This window comes from Kitasatospora sp. cg17-2 (assembly GCF_054031055.1).
Map to the genome: position 1 here is coordinate 1787358 of NZ_CM132923.1, position 23460 is coordinate 1810817.

A 23460-nucleotide genomic window follows, 5' to 3' on the forward strand; every position below is an offset into this window, starting at 1 on the left:
TACCCCGGGCCGAAACGCATTGAGCCGCCTGGGGGTTCACGCACAGGGGCCGAATCAGCCATTCTCGATCCGGCCACCGTACCCCTCCGTGAACGGACCAGCCTTGGCTAGGTTGACCGTGACAACGAGAGGCGGCCGCCGGGCAGTCGGCGCCGCCCTGGCGAAAGGTGCCCGACACATGCAGGTGAGCGTCGACCGGGACCGCTGCTGCAGCTCCGGCATGTGCGTGACGAACGCCCCCGAGGTCTTCGACCAGGACGACCGGGACAGTCTCGTGATGCTCCGTCGGACAGTGTTGCTGCCCGAGCAGTTCGACGACGTCAGACTCGCCGCCGAGCTCTGCCCGGGCCGGGCGATCACCGTCACCGGGGACGAGCCCGAGCGGATCGGGGTCTGACGGACCCCCGCCGCCGGCCCCGCCGGGAGCCTCCCTGCCCCCGAACCCGACGAGAACACCCGCGACGTGAGGACACCCCCGCCGTGACCACCGCACCCACCACCCCCGCTCTCCCGCTGCCGGCCCCGCACTCCGGCGGCTGCCCGTTCGGCCCGCCGCCCGCGTACCCCGAGGCCGCCGCCACCGGGCCGGTGACCAGGGCCGAGCTGCCCGACGGCGACCTCTGCTGGCTGGTCACCGGCTTCGCCGAGGTCCGCACCGTGCTGTCCGACCGCCGGTTCAGCGCCGACATCCGCCACCCGTCCTTCCCGCTGCTGGTCGCCGGCGCTCGCGGGCTGATCACCGACAACCCGGACTTCCTGCGGCTCGACGACCCCGAGCACGCCCGCCAGCGCCGCATGCTCACCGGGGACTTCCTGGTCAAGCGGGTGGAGGAGCTGCGCCCGGAGATCCAGCGGATCGTGGACGAGGCGCTGGACCGGATGACCGCGGGCCGGACCGCGGCCGACCTGGTCACCGACTTCGCGCTGCCGGTGCCCTCGCTGGTGATCTGCCTGCTGCTCGGCGTGCCGTACGAGGACCACGACCGCTTCCAGAGCCTGAGCCGCACGATGCTCAGCCGGGAGAGCACCGTGGAGGAGCTCCGGGAGGCCCAGGAGGGGGTCCTGGAGTACCTGCGCGACCTGACGGCCCGCAAGCGCGCACAGCCGGAGGACGACGTCCTCAGCCGACTCGCGGCGCGCGACGACCTGACCCCGGAGGACGCGGCCGCCATGGGCGTGCTGCTGCTGGTCGCCGGGCACGAGACGACCGCGAACATGATCGCGCTGTCGACCGCGCTGCTGCTGGAGCACCCCGAGCAGCTCCCCGGCCTGGCCGACCCGGCCACCCTGCCGGGCGCGGTGGAGGAGCTGTTGCGGCTGCTGACCATCGTGCACACCGGACTGCCCCGGGTGGCGCTGGAGGACGTGGAGCTGGGCGGCGTCACCGTCCGGGCCGGGGAGGGCGTGATGGCGATGCTCTCCACCGCCAACCGGGACGAGGCGGTGTTCGGCGGCGCCGGCCATCGGGCGACGGACGAGCTGGACCTGTTCCGGGACGCCCGGCGGCAACTGGCGTTCGGCTTCGGCGTGCACCAGTGCCTGGGCCAGCCGCTGGCCCGCGCCGAACTCCAGATCGCCCTGGAGACGCTGTTCCGCCGACTGCCGGGGCTGCGGCCGGCCGGCGAGCGCGAGTTCCGCACCGACTCGTTCATCTACGGGATGCGGTCACTGCCCGTGACCTGGTGAGCGGGCCCGGCGGGGAACTCCTGGTCCGCGGGACGCGGACCTTCTCCCGTACCGGCCCGAACCGCGTGCACGACGCCCGCTGCCCCGGCGTGACGACCGGGGTCGGCGGGCGGCTCCGTTCCCGCACTTTGCAAAGTGCCGCATTTTGCAAAGTGCGGGACTTTGCAAAGTCTGCGGCTTTGCAAAGTGCGGGAACCGGCGACCCCGGCAGCGCCGAGCCCCCCTCCCCCGTTACATCTTGACGGCAAGTGTCACAATGTAACGCGCGCGGGGCCGCAGGTCCGGCGGCGACCGATTCCTGCAGCTCGGAGCACGTCATGCACCCCTTCCTCGACCATCCGGGGCCGCTCGCCTTCGCGCACCGGGGTGGTGACCTCGGGCGGCCGGAGAACTCGCTGGCCGCGTTCGAGGCCGCCGTCGCACTCGGCTACCGGTACCTGGAGACGGACGTCCACGCCACCGCCGACGGCGTCCTGGTGGCGTTCCACGACAGCCGCCTCGACCGGGTCACCGACCGCACCGGGGTGCTGGCCGAGCTGCCGTGGCGCACCGTGCGGGAGGCCAGGATCGGCGGCACCGAACCGGTGCCGCTGCTGGAGGACCTGCTCGACGCGTTCCCCGAGGCCCGCTTCAACATCGACGTCAAGGCGGCGCCCGCCGTCGGCCCGCTGGTCGAGGCGGTGCGCCGGACCGGGGCCTGGGACCGGGTCTGCGTCGGCGGCTTCTCCGACGCCCGGCTCGCCGCCGTCCGCGCCGCCGCCGGTCCCCGGCTGGCCACCTCGCTCGGCCCGCGCGAGGTCGCGCGGCTGCGGCTGCGCTCGCTGGCCGGGCCGCTCGGGCGCGGCGGCGGGGCGCCGTGGGCCGGGACCTGCGCCCAGGTGCCCGAGCGGCACAAGGGCATCCGGGTCGTCGACCGGGCCTTCGTCCGGGCCGCGCACCGCCTGGGCCTGCAGGTTCACGTCTGGACTGTGGACGACGCCACACGGATCCGGGCTCTCCTGGACCTGGGTGTGGATGGCATCATGGCCGATCGCATCGACGTCCTGCGCGATGTCCTCCGCGAGCGCGGATGCTGGCCCCACGGCGGCAACGGCTCCAGCACGGTGATAGGAACCACCCCATGAGCACCGCGACCGACCTGCCGGAGCATCCGGCGACCGCCACCGACGACGGCCGCGCGCTGCGCCGCATGCAGTTCGGCTGGTACATCAACGACTGGGCCAACGCGGCCTTCTCCGCCACCGTCCTCACGGTGTTCCTCGGGCCGTACCTGACCTCGATCGCCAAGGAGGCGGCCGACGCCCAGGGCAATGTGCACCCGCTCGGCCTGTCGATCCGGGCGGGCTCGTTCTTCCCGTACACGGTGTCGTTCTCGGTGCTGCTGTCGGTCGGCGCGATGCTGCTGCTCGGGACGGTCGCGGACCGCACCGGGCGGCACAAGGAGCTGATGTGCGGCGCCGCGTACGTCGGCTCGGCCGCGACGATGGGCATGTTCTTCCTCGGCGGCGACCGCTACCTGCTCGGCGGCGGCCTGCTGGTGGTCGCCAACATCGCCTACGCGGTGTCGGTCGCGCTCTCCTACGCCTACCTCCCCGGCCTGGCCTCGCCGGACGAGCGGGACGCGGTCTCCTCCAAGGGCTGGGCCTACGGCTACGCGGGCGGCGGCCTGCTGCTGATCGCGAACCTGGCGCTGTTCCAGGGCCACGACGCGTTCGGGCTGTCCTCCGGCACCGCCGTGCGGATCTGCCTGGCCTCGGCCGGGCTCTGGTGGGCGATCTTCACCCTGGTGCCGCTGCTCCGCCTGCCCTCGCGGGCCGGGGTGCTCCCGGGACGGCCCACCGCAGCTGCCGAGGGCGCCGCGGCAGGCCAGGACGCCGAGCCGGCCGCCGGGAGCCTGCGTGAACTCGGCCGCACCCTGCGCGGCATGCGCCGCTACCCGCTCACCCTGCTCTACCTGGGCGCCTTCCTCTGCTACAACGACGGCATCCAGACCGTCGTCTCGCAGGCCTCGCTGTACGGCAGCGAGGAACTGGGCATGGACCAGACCTCGCTGGTCGTCGCCGTGCTGCTGGTGCAGATAGTGGCGATCGGCGGCGCGCTGCTGCTCGGCCGGATCGCGCACCGCTTCGGCGCCAAGAGCACCATCCTCGGCTCGCTGGTCGGCTGGGTGGTGACCCTCGCGCTCGGCTACTTCATGCCGGCCCACCAGCCCGCCTGGTTCTACGCCCTGGCGTGCATGATCGGCCTGGTGCTCGGCGGCAGCCAGGCGCTGTCCCGCTCGCTGTTCTCGCACATGATCCCGGCCGGCCGGGAGGCCGAGTACTTCAGCGTCTACAAGGTCAGCGACCGCGGCACCAGTTGGATGGGCCCGCTGGTCTTCGGCCTGGCCTACCAGATCACCGGCAGCTACCGCTCGGCGATCATCTCGCTGCTGGTGTTCTTCGTGATCGGCTTCGCCGTGCTGCTGAAGGTCCCCGTCCGGCGCGCGATCGAGGCGGTCGGCAACCCGGTGCCCGAGCGCCTCTGACCGCGCAGCGGGAACGAACGGAACCGAACCGCACGGAACGGGGCGGGGGCTGCGAGAGCCCCCGCCCCGTTCCGTTGTCCCAGTTCCGTTGTCCCCGCTCCGTTGTCCCCGCTCCGTTGTCCCCGTTGCGCCGTGCGCCGCGTGGCGATCGGTCAGACCGCCGGCTTCCAGCCGAGCGCCGGGGCCAGGTGGGTGGCGATGTCGGTGAGGATCTGGACGTAGTCCTCGTGGCCGAAGGTGAACGGGAGCGCGAAGACCACCTCGTCCACCTCGCGGAAGCCCGCGTGGGCGTTCAGCTGCTCGGCGATCGCGGCGGACGGGCCGACCAGGTCCCGGGCGAACATCACGCGCGCCGGGCCCTGCGGGGTGGCGGTCCGCGGCGTCCGGGCCCGGACGTACTCCTCGTAGCGCGCCCGCTGCTCCGCGGTGGCGCTGTCGGTGGGGATCACCACCAGCCCCTGGGAGACCCGGGCCGCGGCGCCCAGCGGGTGGTGGGCGCGGAAGGCCGCGATCTGCGAGCGCTGGATCTCGGCGAAGTCCTCCGCCTCCTCGGCCCGCACCACGTTGCTGGTGAGCAGCGAGAGCCCCTGCTCGCCGGCCCAGCGGGCGGAGCGCAGGCTCCCCCCGCCGTACCAGAGGCGGTCGGCCAGGCCGGGCGAGACCGGCTGGACCCGGTCGGAGTAGACCTCGATGCCCTCGACGCCGCTGAAGTCGGTGGCCGGCTCGCCGCGCAGGAAGCCCAGCAGTCGGCCGACGCGCTCGTAGCCGAAGTCCTCGGCCTCGGCGGTGTCCGGGTACAGCGCGCCGGACACCTGCTCCCAGTGGCCGGGACGGCCGACGCTGACGCCGGGGTTGAGCCGGCCGCCGGAGAGCAGGTCGGTGGTGGCGAGGTCCTCGGCCAGGCGCAGCGGGTTCTCCCAGCCGACCGGGATCACGGCGGTGCCGAGCTCGATCCGGTGGGTGCGCTGGGTGGCGGCCGCGAGCACCGCGACCGGCGAGGAGATGCCGTACTGGAGGTGGCGGTGGCGCACCCAGGCGCTGTCGAAGCCCAGTTGCTCGCCGAGTTCGATGAGCCGCAGGGTCTGCTCGTGCCCCTGGGCCGGGTCGGCGGGGTCGAACAGTCCGATGGTCAGGAATCCCAGCCTGCGCAGGGGCCTCGCGTGCGACGGCACCGTGTCCTCTTTCCTCGGCGCCCCCGGGCGCCGACGGTGACCGGCCGGGCGGCGTGCCGTCCACCGTCACACACCGGTCGGGGGCGCTCAAGGGGCGCCGGGGATTCGTCATCGGGCGCAACATCCCTGTCACGCCGCCGTGTTCGAACCACCCGGACCATCGCGGGAGCACCGGCCGGGACTGCGGCCAGGACTGCGGCCAGGACTGCGGCAGGAACGCGGCAGGAACGCGGCGGGGCCGCCCCGGGCGATCCCGGAGCGGCCCCGCCGGTGGACCCCGGTCAGCCGCGGGCGAGCAGCTCCAGGGTGTCGATGACCCGGTTGGAGAAGCCCCACTCGTTGTCGTACCAGGCGACCACCTTGACGTGCCGGCCGTCGACCCGGGTGAGCGCGGCGTCGAAGATCGACGAGGCGGCCTCGCCGGTGATGTCGCCGGAGACCAGCGGCTCGTCGGCGTAGTCGAGGATGCCCTTGAGCGGGCCGTCGGCGGCGGCGCGGTAGGCGGCGAGCACCTCGTCGAGGGTGACCTCGCGCTCGACCGTGGTGTTCAGTTCGACGATCGAGCCGACCGGGACCGGCACCCGGATCGAGTCGCCCGACAGCTTGCCGTCGAGCTGCGGCAGGACCAGACCGATCGCCTTGGCGGCACCGGTGGTGGTCGGCACGATGTTGACGCCGGCGGCGCGGGCCCGGCGCAGGTCGCGGTGCGGCCCGTCCTGGAGGTTCTGCTCCTGGGTGTAGGCGTGCACCGTGGTCATGAAGCCGTGCTCGATGCCGGCCAGCTCGTCCAGCACGGCGGCCAGCGGGGCCAGCGCGTTGGTGGTGCAGGAGGCGTTGGAGACGATCACGTGCGCGGCCGGGTCGTAGTCCGCGGTGTTCACGCCGTAGGCCAGGGTGACGTCCGCGCCGTCGGAGGGGGCGCTCACCAGGACCTTGGCGGCGCCGGCCTTCAGGTGGGCGCGGGCGGCGTCCGCGGAGGTGAACCGGCCGGTGGCCTCCAGGACGAGGTCGACGCCGAGCTCGGCCCACGGCAGGGCCTCGGGGTCGCGCTCGGCGAGCACCTTGATCCGCTTGCCGTCGACGACCAGCTCGTCCCCCTCGACGGCGACCGGGTGGCGGAAGCGGCCGAGCGCGCTGTCGAAGCGGAGCAGGTGGGCGAGCGAGTCGATGGGGGCGAGGTCGTTGACCGCGACCACCTCCAGCTCGCTGCCGCGCTCCACCAGGGCGCGCAGGCTGTTGCGGCCGATGCGGCCGAACCCGTTGATGGCGATGCGGGTCATGGAGGGCTCCCTCTGCGGTTCCGGGCGGTGCCGGGGTGCTCCGGGGTGGTGGTCCCGGGGCGTTCCGTCGTGTGCTGACACCTCCATGATCCGGACTCCGGCGCGGGCCGGACAGGGGCTGGATCGACATGGTCCGCAAGGATCACGCCAGACTCCCCGCCAACGGTCGCAAGGATCCCGCCACGGCTCTCCCGGGGCCGGCTCAGCCCTCCGCGCGGGCCGCGAAGGTGTGCCGGTACTCGGTGGGCGAGGTGCCGAGGACGCGGTGGAAGTGCAGTCGCAGGTTCGCCCCGGTGCCGAGCCCGACCCGGTCGGCGATCTGCTCCACCCCCAGGTCCGTGCGCTCCAGCAGCTCCCGCGCGAGGTCCACCCGCGCCCGCAGCACCCACTGCATGGGTGTGTAGCCGGTGTCCTCCACGAACCGCCGCGAGAAGGTCCGCGCCGAGACCCGCGCGTGCCGGGCCAGGCCCTCCAGCGTGAGCGGTTCGGCCAGGTGCGCCAGCGCCCACTCGCGGGTGCCGGCGAAGAGGTCGCCCAGCGGCTCGGGCACGCTGCGCGGCACGTACTGGGCCTGGCCGCCGCTGCGGTACGGCGCGGCCACCAGCCGCCGCGCGACATGGTTCGACAGGCCCACCCCGTGGTCGCGCCGCACCAGGTGCAGGCAGAGGTCGATGCCGGAGGCCGCGCCGGCCGAGGTGAGCACCGCGCCCTCGTCGACGAACAGCACGTTCTCGTCGACCCGGATCCGCGGATGGCGCTCCGCCAGGGCCTTGGCGTAGTGCCAGTGGGTGGTCGCCCGTCGGCCGTCGAGGAGACCGGTGGCGGCCAGGGCGAAGGCCCCGGTCGAGATGGCCGCCAGCCGGGCACCCCGGGCGTGGGCGGCCACCAGTGCCTCGACCACGGCGGCCGGCGGCGCGGTGGTCGCCGGATCGCGGTAGCCGGGGACGAACACGGTGTCCGCGTGCTCCACCGCCTCCAGGCCCTCGGCCACGTGGTACGACAGGCCGTCGCCGCCGGCCACCAGGCCGGGCGCCGGACCGCAGACCCGGACCGTGTAGGGCATGCTCGGCCGACTGGAGAACACCTGCGCGGGGATGCCCACGTCCAGCGGCTTCGCCCCCTCCAGTACGAGCACGGCGACCCGGTGCTTGCCTCGGCCCATCGGGCCGCCTCCACTCCCCCGCGGTCGACCCGGGCACCGCGGCACACCCCGGCCGGCGGGGCACCGACCGCAAGCATCCTGCCATCGCCGCGCTGCCCCCGCCCGCACCCGCCCGCACCCGCCCGCACCCGCCCGCACCCGCCACCGAGCCCCGGGAACACAATGACCGTGAACAGTCAAGGATGGGGATCCGGGCCGGGGCCCACGCGGAATCGGACAGTCCTGCGACCTCGCCCCTGTCGGGCCCACCGGCCGAGGAAGCATGGCCGGGGAAACACGGCGGGGAGCCGGTACGCCCCGGCGCCGGTCGCCCCTGAGCGACTCCCCCGAGCACAGGCAACCCCTCGGCCGTTCCGCGCCGCCCGTGCTCCGGCCCCGCCCGCGCCACCCGCGCCGCCTGCCCTGCCTGCTTCGCCCTGCCCCGCCCTGTCCCGACCGCAGTGCCCCGGCAGTGGACCGACCGCAGTGGATCGGCAGTGGACCGACCGCAGTGGACCGACCGTCGCACCTTTCCAGCGCACAAGGGGGATCAGCGTGCTCGCACGCCTGCAACGCATCGCCGGGAACCGCACCGGCAACCGCCCGGCCCGACGGGCCGGGGCACCACCCCGGTGGACGGCCGCCGTGGTGGCCGCCGCCCTGGGAGCCACCGTGCTCACGGCCGCGCACCCGGCCGCCGCCGCACCCGCCCCGGCGGCGCCCGCCCGCCCGGGCGACTCGGCTCCCGCCACCGACCTCGCCTCGGCCCGACTCGCCGCCAAGCTGCGCGGCAAGGCCGTCGAGGTGCTCGCCGCACGCTCCGAGACCTCGACCACCTGGGCGAACCCCGACGGCACCCTCACCACCGAGACGGCGGCCGGGCCGGTCCGCTACCGCAACGGCGCGGACTGGGTGGACGTGGACGTCACCTTCGCCCGGCAGGCCGACGGATCGGTGAAGTCGAAGGCGCACCCGCGCGGCCTCGCGCTCTCCGGCGCCCGGGGCCCCCGGGCGACCTCCTTCGACGCCGCGGCCGCCGCCCCCGCCCAGGACCTGCTGGCGCTGACCAGCGGCGGCCGGAACGTCGCCATGCGCTGGAAGGGCGGACTCCCCGAACCGCGGATCGACGGCGCGCGCGCGACGTACCCCGACGTACTGCCCGGCACCGACCTGCTCGTCGAGGCCACCCGGACCGGCTACGAGCAATCGGTGCTCCTGAAGCGGCGCCCCACCGGGTCCGCGGCGTTCACCCTGCCGCTCCGGGCACCCGGTGTGACCGCCGCCCAGCAGGCCGACGGCTCGGTACTGTTCACCGAGACCGCCACCGGACGCGAGCTCAGCACCATGCCCGCGCCGGTGATGTGGGACGACACCGTCGACCCCCGGTCCCTGGAGCACACCCGCCGGGCACCGGTCGGGCTCACGGTCGCCCAGCACGGCGACGACATCGAGCTGCGGCTGACCCCCGACCAGGCCTTCCTCACCGACCCGGCGACCAGGTTCCCGGTCACCGTCGACCCCTCGGACACCGTGCTGTCCGACGTGTTCGACACCTTCGTCCAACAGGGCGAGACCACCGACCAGTCCAGCTCCACCGATCTGAAGATCGGCTGGCCGGGCGACTACGCGGACCCGCCCGCGAACAGCAAGCCCCGGGTGGCCCGGTCCTTCGTCACCTGGGACATGACGCCCATCAAGGACGCCCTGGTCGCGAAGGCGACGCTGTCCCTGTTCGACTACCACTCCTGGGACTGCACCAAGCCCACGGCGTGGGAGGTCTGGGACACCGGCACCTCGACCACCGGCACCCGCTGGACGGCGCAGCCGACCTGGTACGGGCGCTACGCCACCTCCACCGAGACCAGGGGCCAGAACTGCGCCAACGGCGGCTACGTCAACGCCGATGTGACGAGCCTGCTCCAGAACTGGGCCGGGCAGACCACCGTCACCAAGCAGGGACTGGGCATCCGCGCCGCCAACGAGGGCAGCACGCTCGGCTGGAAGCGCTTCTACTCCGGCAACGCCGCCGCGGCGCAGATCCCCCGGCTCAAGGTGACCTACAACTACCGCCCCCGGACCGGCACCGACCTCCAGGCCGGCCCGCCGTTCTTCGCGCCCGCCGGCGGCTACCTGGTGAACACCCTCACCCCCACCCTGCGCGACACCTTCGCCGATGCCGACAACGACCGGATCAACGGCACCTTCCAGATCTTCGACGCCGCCACCGACACCCAGGTCGGCGCCCTGCTGGTGTCGCCGTACGTGCCCAGCGGGCAGCCCGCCCCGGTCACCGTCCCGGCCGGCCTGCTGGCCAACGGCAGGACCTACCGCTTCCGCAGCAACCCGTACGACGGCACCCACTACAACGTGGGCTGGTCGGCCTGGAAGACCTTCACCGTCGACACCACCGCCCCCTCCGCCCCGGCCGCGGTGACCTCCCTCGACTACCCCGGCTCCGGCTGGGTCAAGGGCATCGGCCAGACCGGTTCGTTCACCGTCACCCCGCCGGCCGCCGACCACCGGGCCGTCGAGTGGTCGCTCGACGGAGTCGCCTGGACCGCGGTGCCCACCAACGGCGCCGCCACGCCGGTGACCTTCCCCGTCACACCCGCCAAGGGCGGCACCAACACCCTCCAGGTCCGCACCGTCGACGCGGCCGACAACCGCTCCGAGCCCGTCCCGTACACCTTCCACGTCGGCGCCGGCGGCATCACCGGCCTGGAGGACGGTCGGCGCACCCCCGCGCGGCTCCCGCTGACCGCCGAGGCCGACGGCGCCGCCTACAACGCCGTCACCTTCTCCTGGCGCCGCTCCGACGCCGACGCCTGGGCACCCGTCCCGGTCGCGGACGTCACCGACGGCGGCCGTCCCGTCCCGGCCTGGCCCGTCCCCCTGACCGGCGGGGTGGGCCCCGCGCTGGCCTGGACCGCCACCGGTACCGTCGACCCCGACGGTGCCGTCCAGATCCGGGCGGACTTCACCGGACCGGGCGGGGCCTCGGCCTCCAGCGACCCGCTCAAGGTGGTGGTCGACCGCGCGGCCGACGTCTCGACGTCGACGCCGATCGGCCCCGGCTCGGTGAACCTGCTCACCGGCAACCACACCCTGAGCAGCACCGACGCCTCGTTCTTCGACCTGGCGGTGACCCGCACCGCCGCGTCCCGGGTGCCCGACGCCGGGGCCCGGCAGGAGGGTCAGGTCGCGATCTTCGGCAAGGAGTGGCTCAGCGGCACCGTCGCCACCCGCACCAACCCGACCTACATGACGGTCCGCCGGACCTCCGACACCTCGGTCGACCTCGTGTCCAGGACCGGCACCCGGGTGCGCTTCACCGCCGACGCGGCCGGCACCGGCTGGGTGCCCGAGCCCGGGTCGGAGGAGCTCACCCTGACCGGCGGGTTCGCCGGCACCTTCACCCTGTCCGGCACCGACGGCACCGTCACCACCTTCGCCAAGGTCGACCCCGCCGCCACCGCCTGGACCGTGACCACCTCGCTGGCGAACGGGCAGGCCGACTCCACCACCGAGGTGGTGTCCGAGGCCGTCACCGCCCCTGACGGCCGGACCCTGGCCCGGCCCCGGCAGATCGTCGCGGCCAGCAGCGCCGTCACCGTCGGCACCTGCGCGGCCGCACCGGCGACGCGGGGCTGCCGGGTCCTGGAGTTCGGCTACGCGACGGCGACCACCGCCACCGCCACCACCCCCGGCGACTACGCGGGCCGGGTGTCCTCGCTCCGGCTCTGGGCGACCGCACCCGGTGCGACCGCCGCCACCCCGGTCGAGGTGGCCCGGTACGCCTACGACGACCTCGGCCGGCTGCGGAAGACCTGGGACCCGCGGATCAGCCCCGCGCTGAAGACCTCCTACGAGTACGACAGCGCCGGTCGCGTCACCGGGCTCACCCCGCCCGGCCAGCTCCCCTGGAGCTTCGGCTACGGCCGGGCCGGCGGCTCGGCCGCCGCCGGGGACGGCATGCTCCTCTCCGTCTCCCGCCCCACCCTCGCGCCCGGCAGCGCCGACCGCACCGACGGCACCGCCACCACCACCGTCGTCTACGGCGTCCCGGTCACCGGCCCCCGCGCTCCGTACGACCTCGGCACCCCGGCCACCGCGGCCTGGGGCCAGACCGACAACCCGACCGACGCCACCGCGGTGTTCCCCGCCGACCAGGTGCCCGCGTCCAGCGACGGCACCGCCCTGGCCGCCGACGCCTACACCCGGGCCACCGTCACCTACCTCGACGCCTCCGGCCGGTCCGTCGACACGGCCCAGCCGGGCGGCGCCGTCGCGGTCACCGAGTACGACCGCCTCGGCAACCCCGTCCGTCAGCTGACCGCCGCCGACCGGGCGCTCGCGCTCGGCGGCACCGACGCCGACCGGGCCGCCCTGGCGGACCTCGGCATCATCGGGCTGCCCTCCGCGGAACGGGCCCGGCTGCTCTCCACCCAGCACACCTACAGCGCGGACGGCACCCGTGAGACCGAGGTCGCCGAACCGCTGCACCACGTGGCCCTCGCCGCCGACCTGACCGACGGCAGCACCGTCGTGGCCACCGCGGGCAGCCGGATCGCGGCCCGCACCCGGACCGTGAAGGAGTACGACCAGGGCCGCCCCACCGACGGCTCCGCCGTCGTCCGCGACCAGGTCACCAGGACCACCGTGGGCGCCCAACCCCGCTCCGCCCCCGCCCTGTTCGCCGACCCCCGGGTCACCGCCACCGGGTACGACTGGACCGCGGGGCTCGTCACCAGCACCACCCAGGACCCCGGCGGACTCAACCTCACCAGGACCACCGCCCACGACGCCCGGGGCCGGGTCACCAGGACCACCCAGCCCGCCTCCAACGGCTCCGACGCCGGAACCGTCGTCACCGCCTACTACACCGGCGACGGCACCGGTCCCTGCGGCGGCCGGCCCGAATGGGCCGACTCCGTCTGCACCACCGGACCGGCCGCCGACATCACCGGCGGCGGCGGGAACCCGGCCCAACTGCCCGTCAAAACCAGCGAGTACGGGCTCTACCGGCAACTCGCCAAGCTCACCGAGACCGCCAACGGCACCACCCGCAGCACCGTCCGCGCCTTCGACACCGCGGGCCGGCCCACCACCGTCACCGTCACCGGCGGGACCGGCGCCGCCGTCCCGGCCGTCACCACCGGGTACGACCCGGCCGGCGGGCAGGACAGCACCACCGCGACCACCGGGAGCGGCACCGTCACCCGCGCGTACGACCGGCTCGGCCGCCTCGTCTCGTACACCGACGCCGACGGCGCCGTCACCACCACCGCGTACGACGCGCTGAACCGGCCCACCACCGTGACCGACGGCGCGCCCTCCACCACCACCTACCGCTACGACACCGCGGCCGACCCGCGCGGGCTGCTCACCTCCACCACCGACTCCGTCGCCGGCACCTTCACCGTCCGCTACAACGCCGACGGCACCGCCGTCGGCCAGGGCCTGCCGGGCGGCTACACCGCACGACTGACCATCGACCCGGCCGGCAACGCGACCGCGCTCGCCCACACCCGGGACAGCGACGGCCTCGCCGTCGTCACCGACGCCGTCACCGTGACCGCCCACGGCCAGTGGGCCGCCCACACCGGCAGCGCCGGCCAGTCCTCCGCGCAGACCTTCGGCCACGACGCGACCGGCCGGATCGTCTCCGCGACCGACTCCATCAACGGCGTCTGCACCAGTCGCACCTACCGCTACGACCGCGACAGCAACCGCACCGCCCAGTCCAGCACCGCGTCCGCCCCCGGCGCCGACTGCACCACCACCGGCGGCACCGGCGCCGTCCACGGCTACGACAGCGCGGACCGGCTCACCGATCCGGGCTACGGCTACGACGCGTTCGGCCGCACCACCACCCAGCCCGGCGGCGTCACCAACGCCTACTACGCCAACGACCTGGTCCAGTCCCAGGCCACCCCGGGCACCCGCCAGAGCTGGAACCTCGACCCGATGCTGCGCCGCCGCGGCTGGACCACCGAGACCGCGAACGGCGGCACCTGGACCCCGACCGGCACCCGGCTCAACCACTACGGCGACGACAGCGACAGCCCGCGCTGGATCGTCGAGAACACCGGCACCGGCGCGGCGGTCCGCACCGTCCACTCGGCCGGCGGCGGCGTCGGCGCGCTGACCTCGCCCGGCAGCGGCACCGTCCTGACCCTGACCAACCTGCACGGCGACACCGCCGTCCTGCTGCCCCTCGGCGGAGCCGCGCCGGTCGCGCTGCGCTTCGACGAGTTCGGCAACCCCGCCGACAACCAGCAGCCGGTCCGGTACGGCTGGCTCGGCGACAAGCAGCGCTCGGCGGAGACCCCGACCGGCTCGCTGCTGATGGGCGTCCGGCTCTACCAGCCCTCGCTGGGGCGGTTCCTGCAGCCCGACCCGGTGCTGTACGGCAGCGCCAACGCCTACGACTACGCCGACCAGAACCCGCTCACCTCGGCGGACCCGGCGGGCCTGTGGCGGGTGAAACTGCTCTGGGGCTGGAACCGGCTCGGCGTGCGGTTCGACAAGTCGGCCACCATCTACGCCGCGACCATGGGGGCGTTCGGGGTCTACATGCTGTCCTTCCTCGTCCCACCGCCGTGGAAGGTCGGCTTCCAGATCGCGGGTGCCTGGATCGGCGGGGCGGCGAACTACGCGCTCTACCACAACAAGTGCCTGTACGCGTACATCTCCTACAGCGGCTGGACGTCCTTCGGCACCACACCCTGCTTCTAGGGACACAGCCCCTGGCAGCCGTACCGTCCGTACCGTCGTACCGTCCGAGTGCCGGGCCCGGGAACTCCCCGGGCCCGGCGCCCGGGCGTTCGCGGCTCCGGCCCGGTCAGGGTGCGGCGGGGGCCGGGCGGGCGGTGCGGGGCAGCAGGTCCGGGACGGCCTCGCTCTTCACCAGCCAGGCCACGCCGAAGGCGAACACCGACACCGCCTCACCGAGGTAGGGCAGGGTCAGCGGCCAGTCCCGGGCCAGGTGCAGCACCCCGGCCACGGCGACCGTCAGGACACCGGCCACGATCACCCAGCCGCAGACCAGGTACACCCAGTCGCGTGCCGGGCGGCGGTGGCCGGCCGCCGGGGAATCCGCGAACAGCCGCAGGCAGAAGTACCCGAGCACTCCGAACAGGCCCGCCGCGAAGGCCAGATGGAGCACCCCCACCGCGGTCTGGACGCCGCTGGGGTGCGGCACCAGGGCGGACGGCGGCTCGGTGGGGCACAGGGCCACCCCGATCGCCAGCACGCCGGCCACCGAGCTCAGCCGGTCCTCCCGGCGGTCGTGGCGGTAGCAGATGAGGAAGACGCCGACGGCGCACAGTCCGCCGACGAAGACGTTGCGCATATGGGTGTAGTAGGACGCGCTCATCGAGTCGAGCAGCGCGATCCGGGCGGAGGTGAGGCTGTTGCCGAGCGGCAGGGCGATCGGCAGCAGGAACCCGAGGACACCGACGCCGAGGCGCAGGCGCCGCACGGTCCGGACGTCCTGGGCCCGGGGGTCGGGATCCACGGGGGGCCGGGCTTCGGGGGACCGGGCTTCGGCAGGGGGGTGGGCGGACATGACGAGGCCTCCTTCGACATGCTGAGGCTGTCTGCACCGCGGCCGGGACGGCGGCCGCGGGTTGGTGATACCCGCCCTCCGCCGTCCGGGAACCCCCTTCCGGCCTGCTGTTCTGACACTCCGTCACGATGTTGGCAGGACGATGGTGTCAGTCGACCGGCCGGAGCAGTTCGTCGACGCGCTGCGCCCGGCGCAGCGGCACGAACCGCACCGCGCCCGCCGCGTCCACCGTGAAGCCGTGCACCGCCGGCTCGGGCAGGCTGTTGTACTGGAAGTGGGTCGTCGCGTAGTAGGCGCCGGTGTCGAGCAGCGCGACCAGGTCGCCGGGCTCCAGCAGCGGCAGCGGGCGGGCGACCGCGACCAGGTCCCCGGCGAAGCAGCACGGGCCGGCGACGTCCTGCGGCACCGTCGCGCCGTGCTTCCGCACACCGGAGGGGTCGTGCGCGGTGATCCGCAGCGGCCAGGCGTCCGGCACGAACACCGTGCGGGTCGCGACCTGGGCCCCGGCATGGGTGAGGGCGATCCGCCGGCCGCCCGCGGTCTTGGTGTACTCGACGTACGCGGCGGTGAACCCGTTCTTCGCCAGCAGCGAGCGGCCGAACTCGGTGGCCAGCCGGTAGCGGCCGTCGAACAGTTCCGGCACCCGGGCCCGCAGCAGTTCGGCGTACCCGGCGAAGGTGGGCTCGGTGGTGTCGTCGGCGAAGTTGACGGGCAGTCCGCCGCCGAGGTCGATGCCGACCACCTGGCGGCGCCCCAGTTCGGCGTTCACCTGTTCCGCGAAGGCGACGGCCCGGGCGACACCCTCGGCCAGGAGGTCGAGCGGGCAGCCCTGGGAGCCGACGTGCACATGGACCCAGGTGAGCCAGGGGCGTTCGCGGAACGCCTCGACCAGCCGCTTCTCGTTCCCCTCGTCGGCCAGTCCGATGCCGAACTTGGAGGTCGCGGTGGCGGTGCTCATGGCCCCGATGGTGCCGCCGCCGATCTGCGGATTGACCCGGACGCCGATCCGGGAACGGGGCGTCCCGGCTCCCACCAGGGCGTCGGCGCGTTCCAGTTCCTGCCAGTTGTCGATGTTGACGGCGACACCGTGTTCCAGTGCCGCGGCCAGCTCGCGCCGGGTCTTGGCGGGCGAGTCGAGGACGATCCGGTCCGGTTCGAAGCCGGCCGCCAGCGCCTGGGCGAACTCGCCGGGACTGGCCACCTCGCAGCCCATGCCCAGCTCGCGCAGCCGGGCCAGCAGCGGGACCAGGCAGTTCGCCTTGGCGGCGAAGGTGTGCAGGACGTCGAGCCGGTCGGGGAAGGCCGCCCGCAGGTCCGCGACGCTCGCGGCCACGCCGTCGAGGTCGACGAAGGCGGCGAGCAGCGCGTCCTCGGGGTCGAGCAGCCGTCGGCGGACGGCTTCGCGCAGCACCCGTTCACGGCGGGCGGCGGCGTCCGGGTCGGACGGGTCGGACGGACCGACGGCGGGGTGAGGATTCGTCATGGTCCTTTGCTCCCCTGGCTCGTCGGACGGTCGAGGCCCAGTCTGCCCCAGGCGTTGCAGTCCGGTGACACAGAAGGCGCGATTCCGTCGATTGTTCGCACTACGTTCGATCGTGCACACCGCCGCACGGCCACCCAGCACCCCGTTCAGGAGAACTTCCATGTCCCGCAGGGCGACCCGCCGACCGACCTCCCTCCGCACGCTGGCAGGGGCCGTCCTCACGGTCGCCCTGATCGTGCCCGTGGCGACAGCCTGCGGTCCCGACTCCGACGCGTCCGCCACGGCGGGCGGCACCGCCTCCGCCTCCGCCCCCGCCGTCGCGACCGGGCCCGCCACCACCACGCCGCCGACCGCCGCCCCCGTCCCCACCACCAAGCCGACCACCGCACCGCCGACCACCGCCCAGCCGACCACCGCACCACCGACCGCCAAACCGAAGTCCCCGGCCCGCAGCTACCCCCTGGTGGACGGCAGCACGGCCGAGGTCCAGCCGGTCGGCAACCAGAACTGGACCGCCCGGATCGTCAGCCGCGGCTCCGTCCTGGCCACCCTGGAGACCAAGGACACCGACGCCGGCCTGGACGCCAACGACATGTTCGTGGTGCTCTCCCTCGACGGCACGGTCCACTCCTGGATGGGCGGCGCCCACCAGGGCCCGGGCACCTTCAAGCTCGCCGGCGGCTGGACGGCCAAGGTCACCAAGGTCGGCGAACTCCACTACCGCGCGCAGATCCTCGGCCTCGACAACGCCGTGAACGGCACCCTGGACGCCGACCAGCACGACACCGGCGCCGTCGCCAACGGCGTGTACATCGTGCTCACGGCCGGCGGCCGGATCAGCGCCCACATGTGATCCGGACGCTACCCGACGGGGCTCCCGCCGGTGCGCCCGGTGTCGATCCAGGAGCGCAGCGCGCCGACCCGGGTGTAGACGCCGGCGTATCCGGCCTGACCGCAGCCCCGGCCCCAGGAGCTGATGCCGACGAGGACGCCGGAGAGCACGAGCGGGCCGCCGCTGTCGCCCTGGCAGGCGTCCTTGCCCCCGGCGTCCTCCCCCGCGCAGAGCATGCGGTCGGTGATGACGGTGGCACCGTACTCGGTACGGCACTTGGCCCGGCCGACGACGGGCACCGCGACGGTACGGGCGGCGGCGACGAGCGGGCCGCCCGAGCTGGTCGCCCCCCAGCCGGAGACCCGGGCGGAACCGGTGGAGGGGTCGTTGCCGTCGGCCGCGAGCGGGACGGTGGCGATGCCGGAACCGAGCGGCAGCGCCTTGGAGAGGCGCAGCAGGGCGAGGTCGTAGTCGATCGTCGAGGGGTTGTAGGAGCCGTGCGGGAGGACCTCGGCGACCTGGGCCAGTACTCCTCCGGAGGCGTGGGTCAGGGTGCCGGCCCGGACCCGGAGGGTGCCGGGGGTGGCGCCGGCGACGCAGTGGGCGGCGGTGAGGATCCAGGTGGCGCCGATGACGGTGCCGCCGCAGACGTGGGACGGCCTTCCGATCGAGACCAGGTAGGGGGCCTGTCCCGAGGTCAGCGCCGTGCCTCCGACAACGGCGTTCGCCGGGGCCGCGGCGGTCAGTGCCGCCGCGGCGGCGAGCAGGGTCGTCACGAGGACGACGGTGGTGTTCCTGAGTCGGGTTCGCACGGGTCGGTACTCCCTGTCCGTCGGTGTTCCTCCGTTCCCAAGCAGAAAGGGTAGTGACGGCCCGTCAGATCCGTCCGGTCAATGGGGACGGTCCGATGGTCGGTCCGCCCGGGCCAGGTCGAGGAAGAGGGCGGCGGACCAGCCGAAGCCGGAGGTGGCCCTCGGGGCCCGGGTGCCGGTGAGGGGGTTCCAGTACTCGTGGAGGCCGCCGCCGTCGCGGACCATGGCGAGCGTCCGTTCGCGCAACTCCTCGGCGGTGTCGGGGAATCCGGAGCGCCGCAGGCCCTCGATCAGCAGGTAGTTGATGTTGAGCCAGACCGGGCCGCGCCACATCGCCTCGGGGTCGAAGGCCGGGTCGTCGAAGGCCACGGTGGGGACGGGCCGTTCGCCCCAGTAGGCGGGTGAGCGGAGGGTGCGTTCCAGGGTGGTGGCGATGCCGGTGGGCAGTCGGCCGGTGAACAGGGGCATCAGGTCGAGCGCGGTGCGGACGGGTACGGGGGTGCCGGCCGCCAGGGTGGTGAAGCGGGTGCCGTCCCAGCGGCGGGCGACCAGGAGGTCGGTGTGGGCGGCGGCGCGGGCGCGCCAGTCGGCGGCCTCGGCCGGGCGGCCGAGGGCGTCGGCGATGTCGGCGAGCCGGTCGGCCTCCAGGACCAGGTAGGAGTTGAGGTCGGGGGGTTCGGCGCGGGGGCCGTGGTCCCAGATCGGGCTGTCGTCGAGGCCCGACGAGTAGGGGTGCAGGTATTCGGGCAGGCCGTCGCCGTCCGGGTCGGAGGCGGTGAACCACCACCGGTGGGCGCGGACCAGCCGGGGGTAGGCGGCGGCGAGGAAGGGGAGGTCGGGGTCGGTCCCGTGGACCTTCCAGACGGCCCAGGCGGCGAGCGGCGGTTTGGTGACCGGCACGGGTCCGGGGGTGGGCCGGGCGCCGTTGGCGGTGCCGACGTGCTCGGCGAGCCGGGCGTGGTCGGCGCGGGGCAGGTCGGTGGTGTCGGCGAGCACGCCGTGCTCGTGCACCACGTCCGGGAGCCGGCCGTCGGGCAGTTGGTGGTCGAGGAAGAGCAGGATCTGGTCGCGGGCGAGGGCCGGATCGGCGTGCCGCAGGGCGACGGCGTGGAAGAGCGCGTCCCAGTTCCAGACGCCCACGTAGCCGTACTTGGAGGGGACGAGGCCCTCACGCCCGGCGATCGGCAGCAGGTTGACGGCCAGCGTCCACCAGGCCGTCGCGGCGGCCGCGGCGAGGTCGGGGCGGACGGCGGGCATCCGGGCGGCCCAGGCCGCCCAGCGGGTCTCGGCGGCGGCGCGCACGGCGGCGGCCGACCACTCCCCCGGCGGGCCGTGCAGGACGTGGCAGCCGTCGAGCGCCAGCGACCGCCCGGTGCCGTCGGGCAGCCGCCAGGAGGCGTGGACGCCGTGCCCGGCGAGCACCAGGGTGTCGGGATCGGCGAACAACAGCGCCGCCCCGCCCGCGAATTCGACCGCTACGGGGGTCGCGGTGCGGACGGTCAGCGGCCGCCCGGCCGCGTCGCGCAGCACCAGCCCGGTCAGTTCGACGGTGTCGGCGAGCCGGGTCTCGTACTCGGCCCGGGCCACCCGCAGCCCGTCCGGGCCGGAGGTGACCAGCAGCCGGGATCCGCGTTCGGTGAACGGCCGGTCGACGAGGTCGAGTTCGAGGTCGTGGACCAGGGAGAAGGACATCAGCGGCCACCCAGGCCCGAGGAGGCCATGCTGTTGAGGATCTTGCGCTGCCCGATCAGGAAGGCGATCAGCATCGGCACCACGGTCATCGCGGAGAGCGCCGCGGTGAGTCCGTAGTCGATGCCGCCGCGCTGGGAGTTGAAGGAGTCGAGCAGCAGCGGGACGGTGAAGAGCTCCGAGGTGTTGAGGAACACCAGCGGGAAGAAGTAGCTGTTCCAGCTGGCCAGGAAGACGATGATGCCGAGCGTCCACAGGCCGGGCCGGATGTTGGGCAGGACGATCCGCCAGAAGATGGTCCAGCGGCCGGCGCCGTCGATCCTGGCCGCCTCCTCCAGTTCGACGGGCACGGCCCGGATGAACTGCCGGAGCAGGAACACGGCGAACGGGTTGGCGATCGCCGGCAGGATCAACGCCAGGTGGGAGTCGATCAGTTGGAGCTTCGCCAGCATGATGTACAGCGGCACGATGGTCACCTGGGCGGGCACCATCTGGGTGGCCAGGAACAGGCCGAACAGCGGCCCGGAGCCCCGGAACGGGATCCGGGCGAAGGCGTAGGCGGCCATCGCCCCGGTGAGCAGGGTGGCGACGACGGTGATCGCCGCGATGTACATGCTGTTCCAGTACGCGCGCCCGATCGGCACCTCGTTCAGCACGTCGGGGTAGTTCCGCGCGCGCCAGGGCGTGGGCAGCCAGGACAGCGGCTCGTTGATCATCTGGCTGACGCCCTTGAAGGAGGTCAGGACCATCCAGACGAAGGGGAACAGCATCAGCAGGCCGCCGAGGACGAGCGCGGTGTGCAGGAGGAGCTGCCGGGGGGCGGTGGAGTGGCGGACGGTGGTCATGGCGGCGCCTCAGGACTCGTAGTGGACGAAGCGCTTCTGCGCCTGGAACTGGATCGCCGTGACGATCAGGGTCAGCAGCAGCAGGAGCAGGGCGGCGGCGCTCGACAGTCCGAAGTGGAACTCCCGGAAGCCCTGTTGGTAGACCTTGTAGACGATGGTCTGGGCGCCCTCGTTGTGGTCCGGGTTGACCAGGACGTAGACGAGGTCGAAGGCCTGGAACGAGCTGATCACCGACACCACCACGGTGAAGAAGACGGTGGGCGACAGCAGCGGCAGGGTGACCGAGCGCAGGGTCTGCCAGGGGCCGGCGCCGTCGATCCGGGCGGCCTCCAGCAGGTTGGTCGGAACGGTCGCGAGGCCCGCCAGGAAGATCACCACATTGAGGCCGAGCGAGGACCAGACGGTGACCACCGAGACCGCGACCACCACCCAGTCGGGGTCGGCCAGCCAGTCGGGCAGGGTGATGCCGAGGACGTCGTGGACGGTGCCGTTGAGGATGCCGTCGGCGCCGCCCCCGAGGATCATCTGCCAGATCACCGACACCGCGACCGAACTGGTCACCACCGGCAGGAAGTAGACCACCCGGTAGGCGGTCTTCCCGCGCACCCCGTGCAGGGCGAGGGCGATCAGCAGGGCCAGGGCGAGGCCGCCGGGCACGGTGATCAGCCCGATCTTGACGGTGTTCCACACCGCCCGGCCGAACTCCGGATCGGTCAGCTGGGTGCGGAAGTTGTCCAGTCCGACCCAGGTGGCGTCGCCGAGGCCGTCCCAGCGCATGAAGGAGAGGACCACGGCGAAGCCGAGCGGGCCGACCAGGAAGACCAGCAGGCCCAGCAGTTGGGGTCCGAGGAAGACCAGGGCCCACCGCCGGTCGCGGCGGCGCCAGAGCGGCTCGCGGCCGCCGCGCGCGGTGGGGGCGCCGCCCGCCGGGCCGGCGGCGGGACGCTCCCGCCGCCGGGCCGCGGCCTGGGTGAGGGCACTCATCCCTGCTTGCCCTTCATACCGTCGACCAGGGTCTGGAGCTGGGTCATGCCCTCGTCGAAGCCGGTCTTGCCCTCCCAGATCTTCATCAGCTGGTCGTTGATCGCCTTGGTCAGACCGGGGACGGCCACCTCGTCGGGGTAGTTGGCGAAGCCCCGGTCGCGGACGTCCAGGAAGGTCTTGGCGTGCGGCGGGTAGTTGCCCTCGGTGACGAGGCTCTCGGCGCCCCGGACGGAGGGGACGGCGCTGCCGCCCTTGAGCCGCAGCTGCTGGCCCTCCTTGCTGACGAACTCGGTCAGGAAGGCGAAGGCCTCCTTCGGGTGCTTGCTGTCCTTGTTGACGGTCAGGTAGGAGGCGGCGACGGCGCCGGGTATCGGCTGCCCGTTCTCGGACGGGAACGGCACGATGTCGTAGCTCTCGCGGTCGCCGCCCTTGTCGATCCCCTCGATGACCCAGCGGCCGCCGGCGTAGAAGCCGGCCTTGTGCTTGATGAACTGGGTGGCCGCGCCGTTGCCCTCGGGCAGCAGGTCGGCGGAGGCGAAGGTCTTGTCCCGGTAGCCGTCGGCGAGGGTCTTCAGCGCCTGGCGGGTCTTCGGGTCGGAGGTGGCGACGAACTTGCCGCCGTCCCAGACCTTGCCGCCGAAGCCGTTGACGACGCTGTAGTTGGCGCCGTACCAGTTCCAGAAGATGGTGCCGGTCCGGTCCGCGGCCTTGAGCTTGGCGTTCATCTCCAGGAACTTCGCCGTGGTCCACTGGCCGGCCTCGTTCAGCGCGGCCGGGTCCTCGGTGATGCCGGCCGCGGCGAGGGCCTTCTTGTCGAACCAGAGCACCTCGGGGTTGGTGTCGTTGGGGACGCCGTAGGTGACGCCGTCCTTCTTGGCGCCGCCGTAGATGCCCTCGAAGAAGTCGGCCGGCTTGCTGCGGCTGTCCGGTCCGGCGAGCTGCTGGTCGAGCGGGGAGAGCACACCGTCGGCGACCAGTTTGCCGATGTAGTCGTCGCCGACGTAGAAGACGTCCGGCGCGGTCTTCGAGGTGAGCTGGGTGATCAGCTTGGGGTGGTAGTCCTCGTAGGAGGCGACCTGCTCCAGCTTGAGGGTGATGTTCGGGTGCCTCTTGGCGAACTCGTCCGTGAAGGTCTTGAAGACCGCCATGTCCTCGGCCGAGCCCCAGGTCGACCAGCGGAGCGTGACCTTGCCGCCGTCGGCCCCGGCGTCGCCGGAGCCGCCCGCGCCGTTGGTCCCGCTGCAGGCGGTGACGGTGACGGCCAGCGCGGCCGCGGCGGCGACCAGGGCTGTTCTCCTCGTGGACCTCGTGGACCTCGTGGACCTCGTGGACCTCGTGGACCTCGTGGACCTCGTCGAACTCGTGGAACTCGTGAAAGCGGACATCGAATGCCTCCTGGGCTTTCGTGAGCGTGGGGTGTCGCGTGTCGCGAAGGGGGG

At 73.5% G+C, this 23460-nt stretch carries 16 protein-coding genes; 6 read left to right on the top strand and 10 right to left on the bottom strand.

The features are described from left to right. The first annotated feature begins 178 nt into the window (after window positions 1-178). The 4 genes from ACW14Y_RS07120 (at window position 179) to ACW14Y_RS07135 (ending at window position 4213) form a co-directional block, all read left to right on the top strand. On the top strand, window positions 179-397 hold the full coding sequence (locus tag ACW14Y_RS07120) for a ferredoxin (RefSeq protein ID WP_456986244.1): 219 nt from the start codon (window positions 179-181) through the stop codon (window positions 395-397). Between the two features lie 83 nt (window positions 398-480). Then, window positions 481-1686, top strand: a complete 1206-nt coding sequence (locus ACW14Y_RS07125; protein WP_380303292.1) for a cytochrome P450 — start codon at window positions 481-483, stop codon at window positions 1684-1686. A 317-nt stretch (window positions 1687-2003) separates the two neighbouring features. After that, on the top strand, window positions 2004-2810 hold the full coding sequence (locus tag ACW14Y_RS07130; RefSeq protein ID WP_266276621.1) for a glycerophosphodiester phosphodiesterase: 807 nt from the start codon (window positions 2004-2006) through the stop codon (window positions 2808-2810). Beyond that, on the top strand, window positions 2807-4213 hold the full coding sequence (locus ACW14Y_RS07135; RefSeq protein ID WP_380303295.1) for an MFS transporter: 1407 nt from the start codon (window positions 2807-2809) through the stop codon (window positions 4211-4213). The genes ACW14Y_RS07130 and ACW14Y_RS07135 overlap by 4 nt, the downstream gene beginning before the upstream one ends. A gap of 152 nt (window positions 4214-4365) precedes the next feature. Here the strand turns inward: ACW14Y_RS07135 and ACW14Y_RS07140 are convergent, their stop codons facing one another. From ACW14Y_RS07140 to ACW14Y_RS07150, 3 genes are all read right to left on the bottom strand, one after another. Then, entirely contained in the window at window positions 4366-5385 is a 1020-nt protein-coding gene (locus ACW14Y_RS07140; RefSeq protein WP_380303297.1) for an LLM class flavin-dependent oxidoreductase, read from the bottom strand. Window positions 5386-5666: 281 nt separating this feature from the next. Next, on the bottom strand, window positions 5667-6665 hold the full coding sequence (gene gap / locus ACW14Y_RS07145; RefSeq protein ID WP_380393263.1) for a type I glyceraldehyde-3-phosphate dehydrogenase: 999 nt from the start codon (window positions 6663-6665) through the stop codon (window positions 5667-5669). Window positions 6666-6867: 202 nt separating this feature from the next. Beyond that, on the bottom strand, window positions 6868-7827 hold the full coding sequence (locus ACW14Y_RS07150) for a GlxA family transcriptional regulator (RefSeq protein ID WP_380303301.1): 960 nt from the start codon (window positions 7825-7827) through the stop codon (window positions 6868-6870). A 534-nt stretch (window positions 7828-8361) separates the two neighbouring features. Here ACW14Y_RS07150 and ACW14Y_RS07155 point away from each other — a divergent pair. Beyond that, on the top strand, window positions 8362-14544 hold the full coding sequence (locus ACW14Y_RS07155; RefSeq protein WP_456986245.1) for a DNRLRE domain-containing protein: 6183 nt from the start codon (window positions 8362-8364) through the stop codon (window positions 14542-14544). 106 nt (window positions 14545-14650) lie between these two features. Here the strand turns inward: ACW14Y_RS07155 and ACW14Y_RS07160 are convergent, their stop codons facing one another. Both ACW14Y_RS07160 and ACW14Y_RS07165 read right to left on the bottom strand, forming a co-directional pair. After that, window positions 14651-15376, bottom strand: coding sequence for a hypothetical protein (locus ACW14Y_RS07160; RefSeq protein ID WP_456986246.1), 726 nt, complete (start codon window positions 15374-15376; stop codon window positions 14651-14653). A 148-nt stretch (window positions 15377-15524) separates the two neighbouring features. Next, window positions 15525-16859, bottom strand: a complete 1335-nt coding sequence (locus ACW14Y_RS07165; RefSeq protein WP_456986247.1) for a diaminopimelate decarboxylase — start codon at window positions 16857-16859, stop codon at window positions 15525-15527. Window positions 16860-17019: 160 nt separating this feature from the next. On the opposite strand from ACW14Y_RS07165, the gene ACW14Y_RS07170 reads away from it, so the two are divergent. Then, a complete protein-coding gene (locus tag ACW14Y_RS07170; protein WP_456986248.1) occupies window positions 17020-17712 on the top strand; it encodes a hypothetical protein in 693 nt (230 codons plus the stop codon). A gap of 8 nt (window positions 17713-17720) precedes the next feature. Here ACW14Y_RS07170 and ACW14Y_RS07175 read toward each other — a convergent pair whose 3' ends face one another. The 5 genes from ACW14Y_RS07175 to ACW14Y_RS07195 all read right to left on the bottom strand — a co-directional run bounded on the left by ACW14Y_RS07175 (window position 17721) and on the right by ACW14Y_RS07195 (window position 23406). After that, window positions 17721-18503 (bottom strand): serine protease, encoded by a 783-nt coding sequence (locus tag ACW14Y_RS07175; protein ID WP_456986249.1) that lies wholly within the window; start codon window positions 18501-18503, stop codon window positions 17721-17723. A 78-nt stretch (window positions 18504-18581) separates the two neighbouring features. Further along, window positions 18582-20195 (bottom strand): amylo-alpha-1,6-glucosidase, encoded by a 1614-nt coding sequence (locus tag ACW14Y_RS07180; RefSeq protein ID WP_456986250.1) that lies wholly within the window; start codon window positions 20193-20195, stop codon window positions 18582-18584. After that, window positions 20195-21037, bottom strand: a complete 843-nt coding sequence (locus ACW14Y_RS07185; protein ID WP_380305310.1) for a carbohydrate ABC transporter permease — start codon at window positions 21035-21037, stop codon at window positions 20195-20197. The genes ACW14Y_RS07180 and ACW14Y_RS07185 overlap by 1 nt, the downstream gene beginning before the upstream one ends. Before the next feature lie 9 nt (window positions 21038-21046). Then, window positions 21047-22021, bottom strand: a complete 975-nt coding sequence (locus ACW14Y_RS07190) for a carbohydrate ABC transporter permease (protein WP_456986251.1) — start codon at window positions 22019-22021, stop codon at window positions 21047-21049. Then, window positions 22018-23406 carry an ABC transporter substrate-binding protein gene (locus ACW14Y_RS07195; protein WP_456986252.1) on the bottom strand — a complete coding sequence of 463 codons (1389 nt, stop codon included), beginning with the start codon at window positions 23404-23406 and terminating at the stop codon, window positions 22018-22020. Before ACW14Y_RS07195 ends, ACW14Y_RS07190 begins: the two co-directional genes overlap by 4 nt. Window positions 23407-23460: the final 54 nt, after the last annotated feature.

What these genes read in the sequence shown, in the direction of transcription:
- ACW14Y_RS07120 (WP_456986244.1), top strand. Translation starts at nt 179, where the DNA reads ATGCAGGTGAGCGTCGACCGGGACCGCTGCTGCAGCTCCGGCATGTGC.
- ACW14Y_RS07130 (WP_266276621.1), top strand. Translation starts at nt 2,004, where the DNA reads ATGCACCCCTTCCTCGACCATCCGGGGCCGCTCGCCTTCGCGCACCGG.
- ACW14Y_RS07135 (WP_380303295.1), top strand. Translation starts at nt 2,807, where the DNA reads ATGAGCACCGCGACCGACCTGCCGGAGCATCCGGCGACCGCCACCGAC.
- gap (WP_380393263.1), bottom strand. Translation starts at nt 6,665, where the DNA reads ATGACCCGCATCGCCATCAACGGGTTCGGCCGCATCGGCCGCAACAGC.
- ACW14Y_RS07150 (WP_380303301.1), bottom strand. Translation starts at nt 7,827, where the DNA reads ATGGGCCGAGGCAAGCACCGGGTCGCCGTGCTCGTACTGGAGGGGGCG.
- ACW14Y_RS07160 (WP_456986246.1), bottom strand. Translation starts at nt 15,376, where the DNA reads ATGTCCGCCCACCCCCCTGCCGAAGCCCGGTCCCCCGAAGCCCGGCCC.
- ACW14Y_RS07165 (WP_456986247.1), bottom strand. Translation starts at nt 16,859, where the DNA reads ATGACGAATCCTCACCCCGCCGTCGGTCCGTCCGACCCGTCCGACCCG.
- ACW14Y_RS07170 (WP_456986248.1), top strand. Translation starts at nt 17,020, where the DNA reads ATGTCCCGCAGGGCGACCCGCCGACCGACCTCCCTCCGCACGCTGGCA.
- ACW14Y_RS07180 (WP_456986250.1), bottom strand. Translation starts at nt 20,195, where the DNA reads ATGTCCTTCTCCCTGGTCCACGACCTCGAACTCGACCTCGTCGACCGG.
- ACW14Y_RS07185 (WP_380305310.1), bottom strand. Translation starts at nt 21,037, where the DNA reads ATGACCACCGTCCGCCACTCCACCGCCCCCCGGCAGCTCCTCCTGCAC.
- ACW14Y_RS07190 (WP_456986251.1), bottom strand. Translation starts at nt 22,021, where the DNA reads ATGAGTGCCCTCACCCAGGCCGCGGCCCGGCGGCGGGAGCGTCCCGCC.
- ACW14Y_RS07195 (WP_456986252.1), bottom strand. Translation starts at nt 23,406, where the DNA reads ATGTCCGCTTTCACGAGTTCCACGAGTTCGACGAGGTCCACGAGGTCC.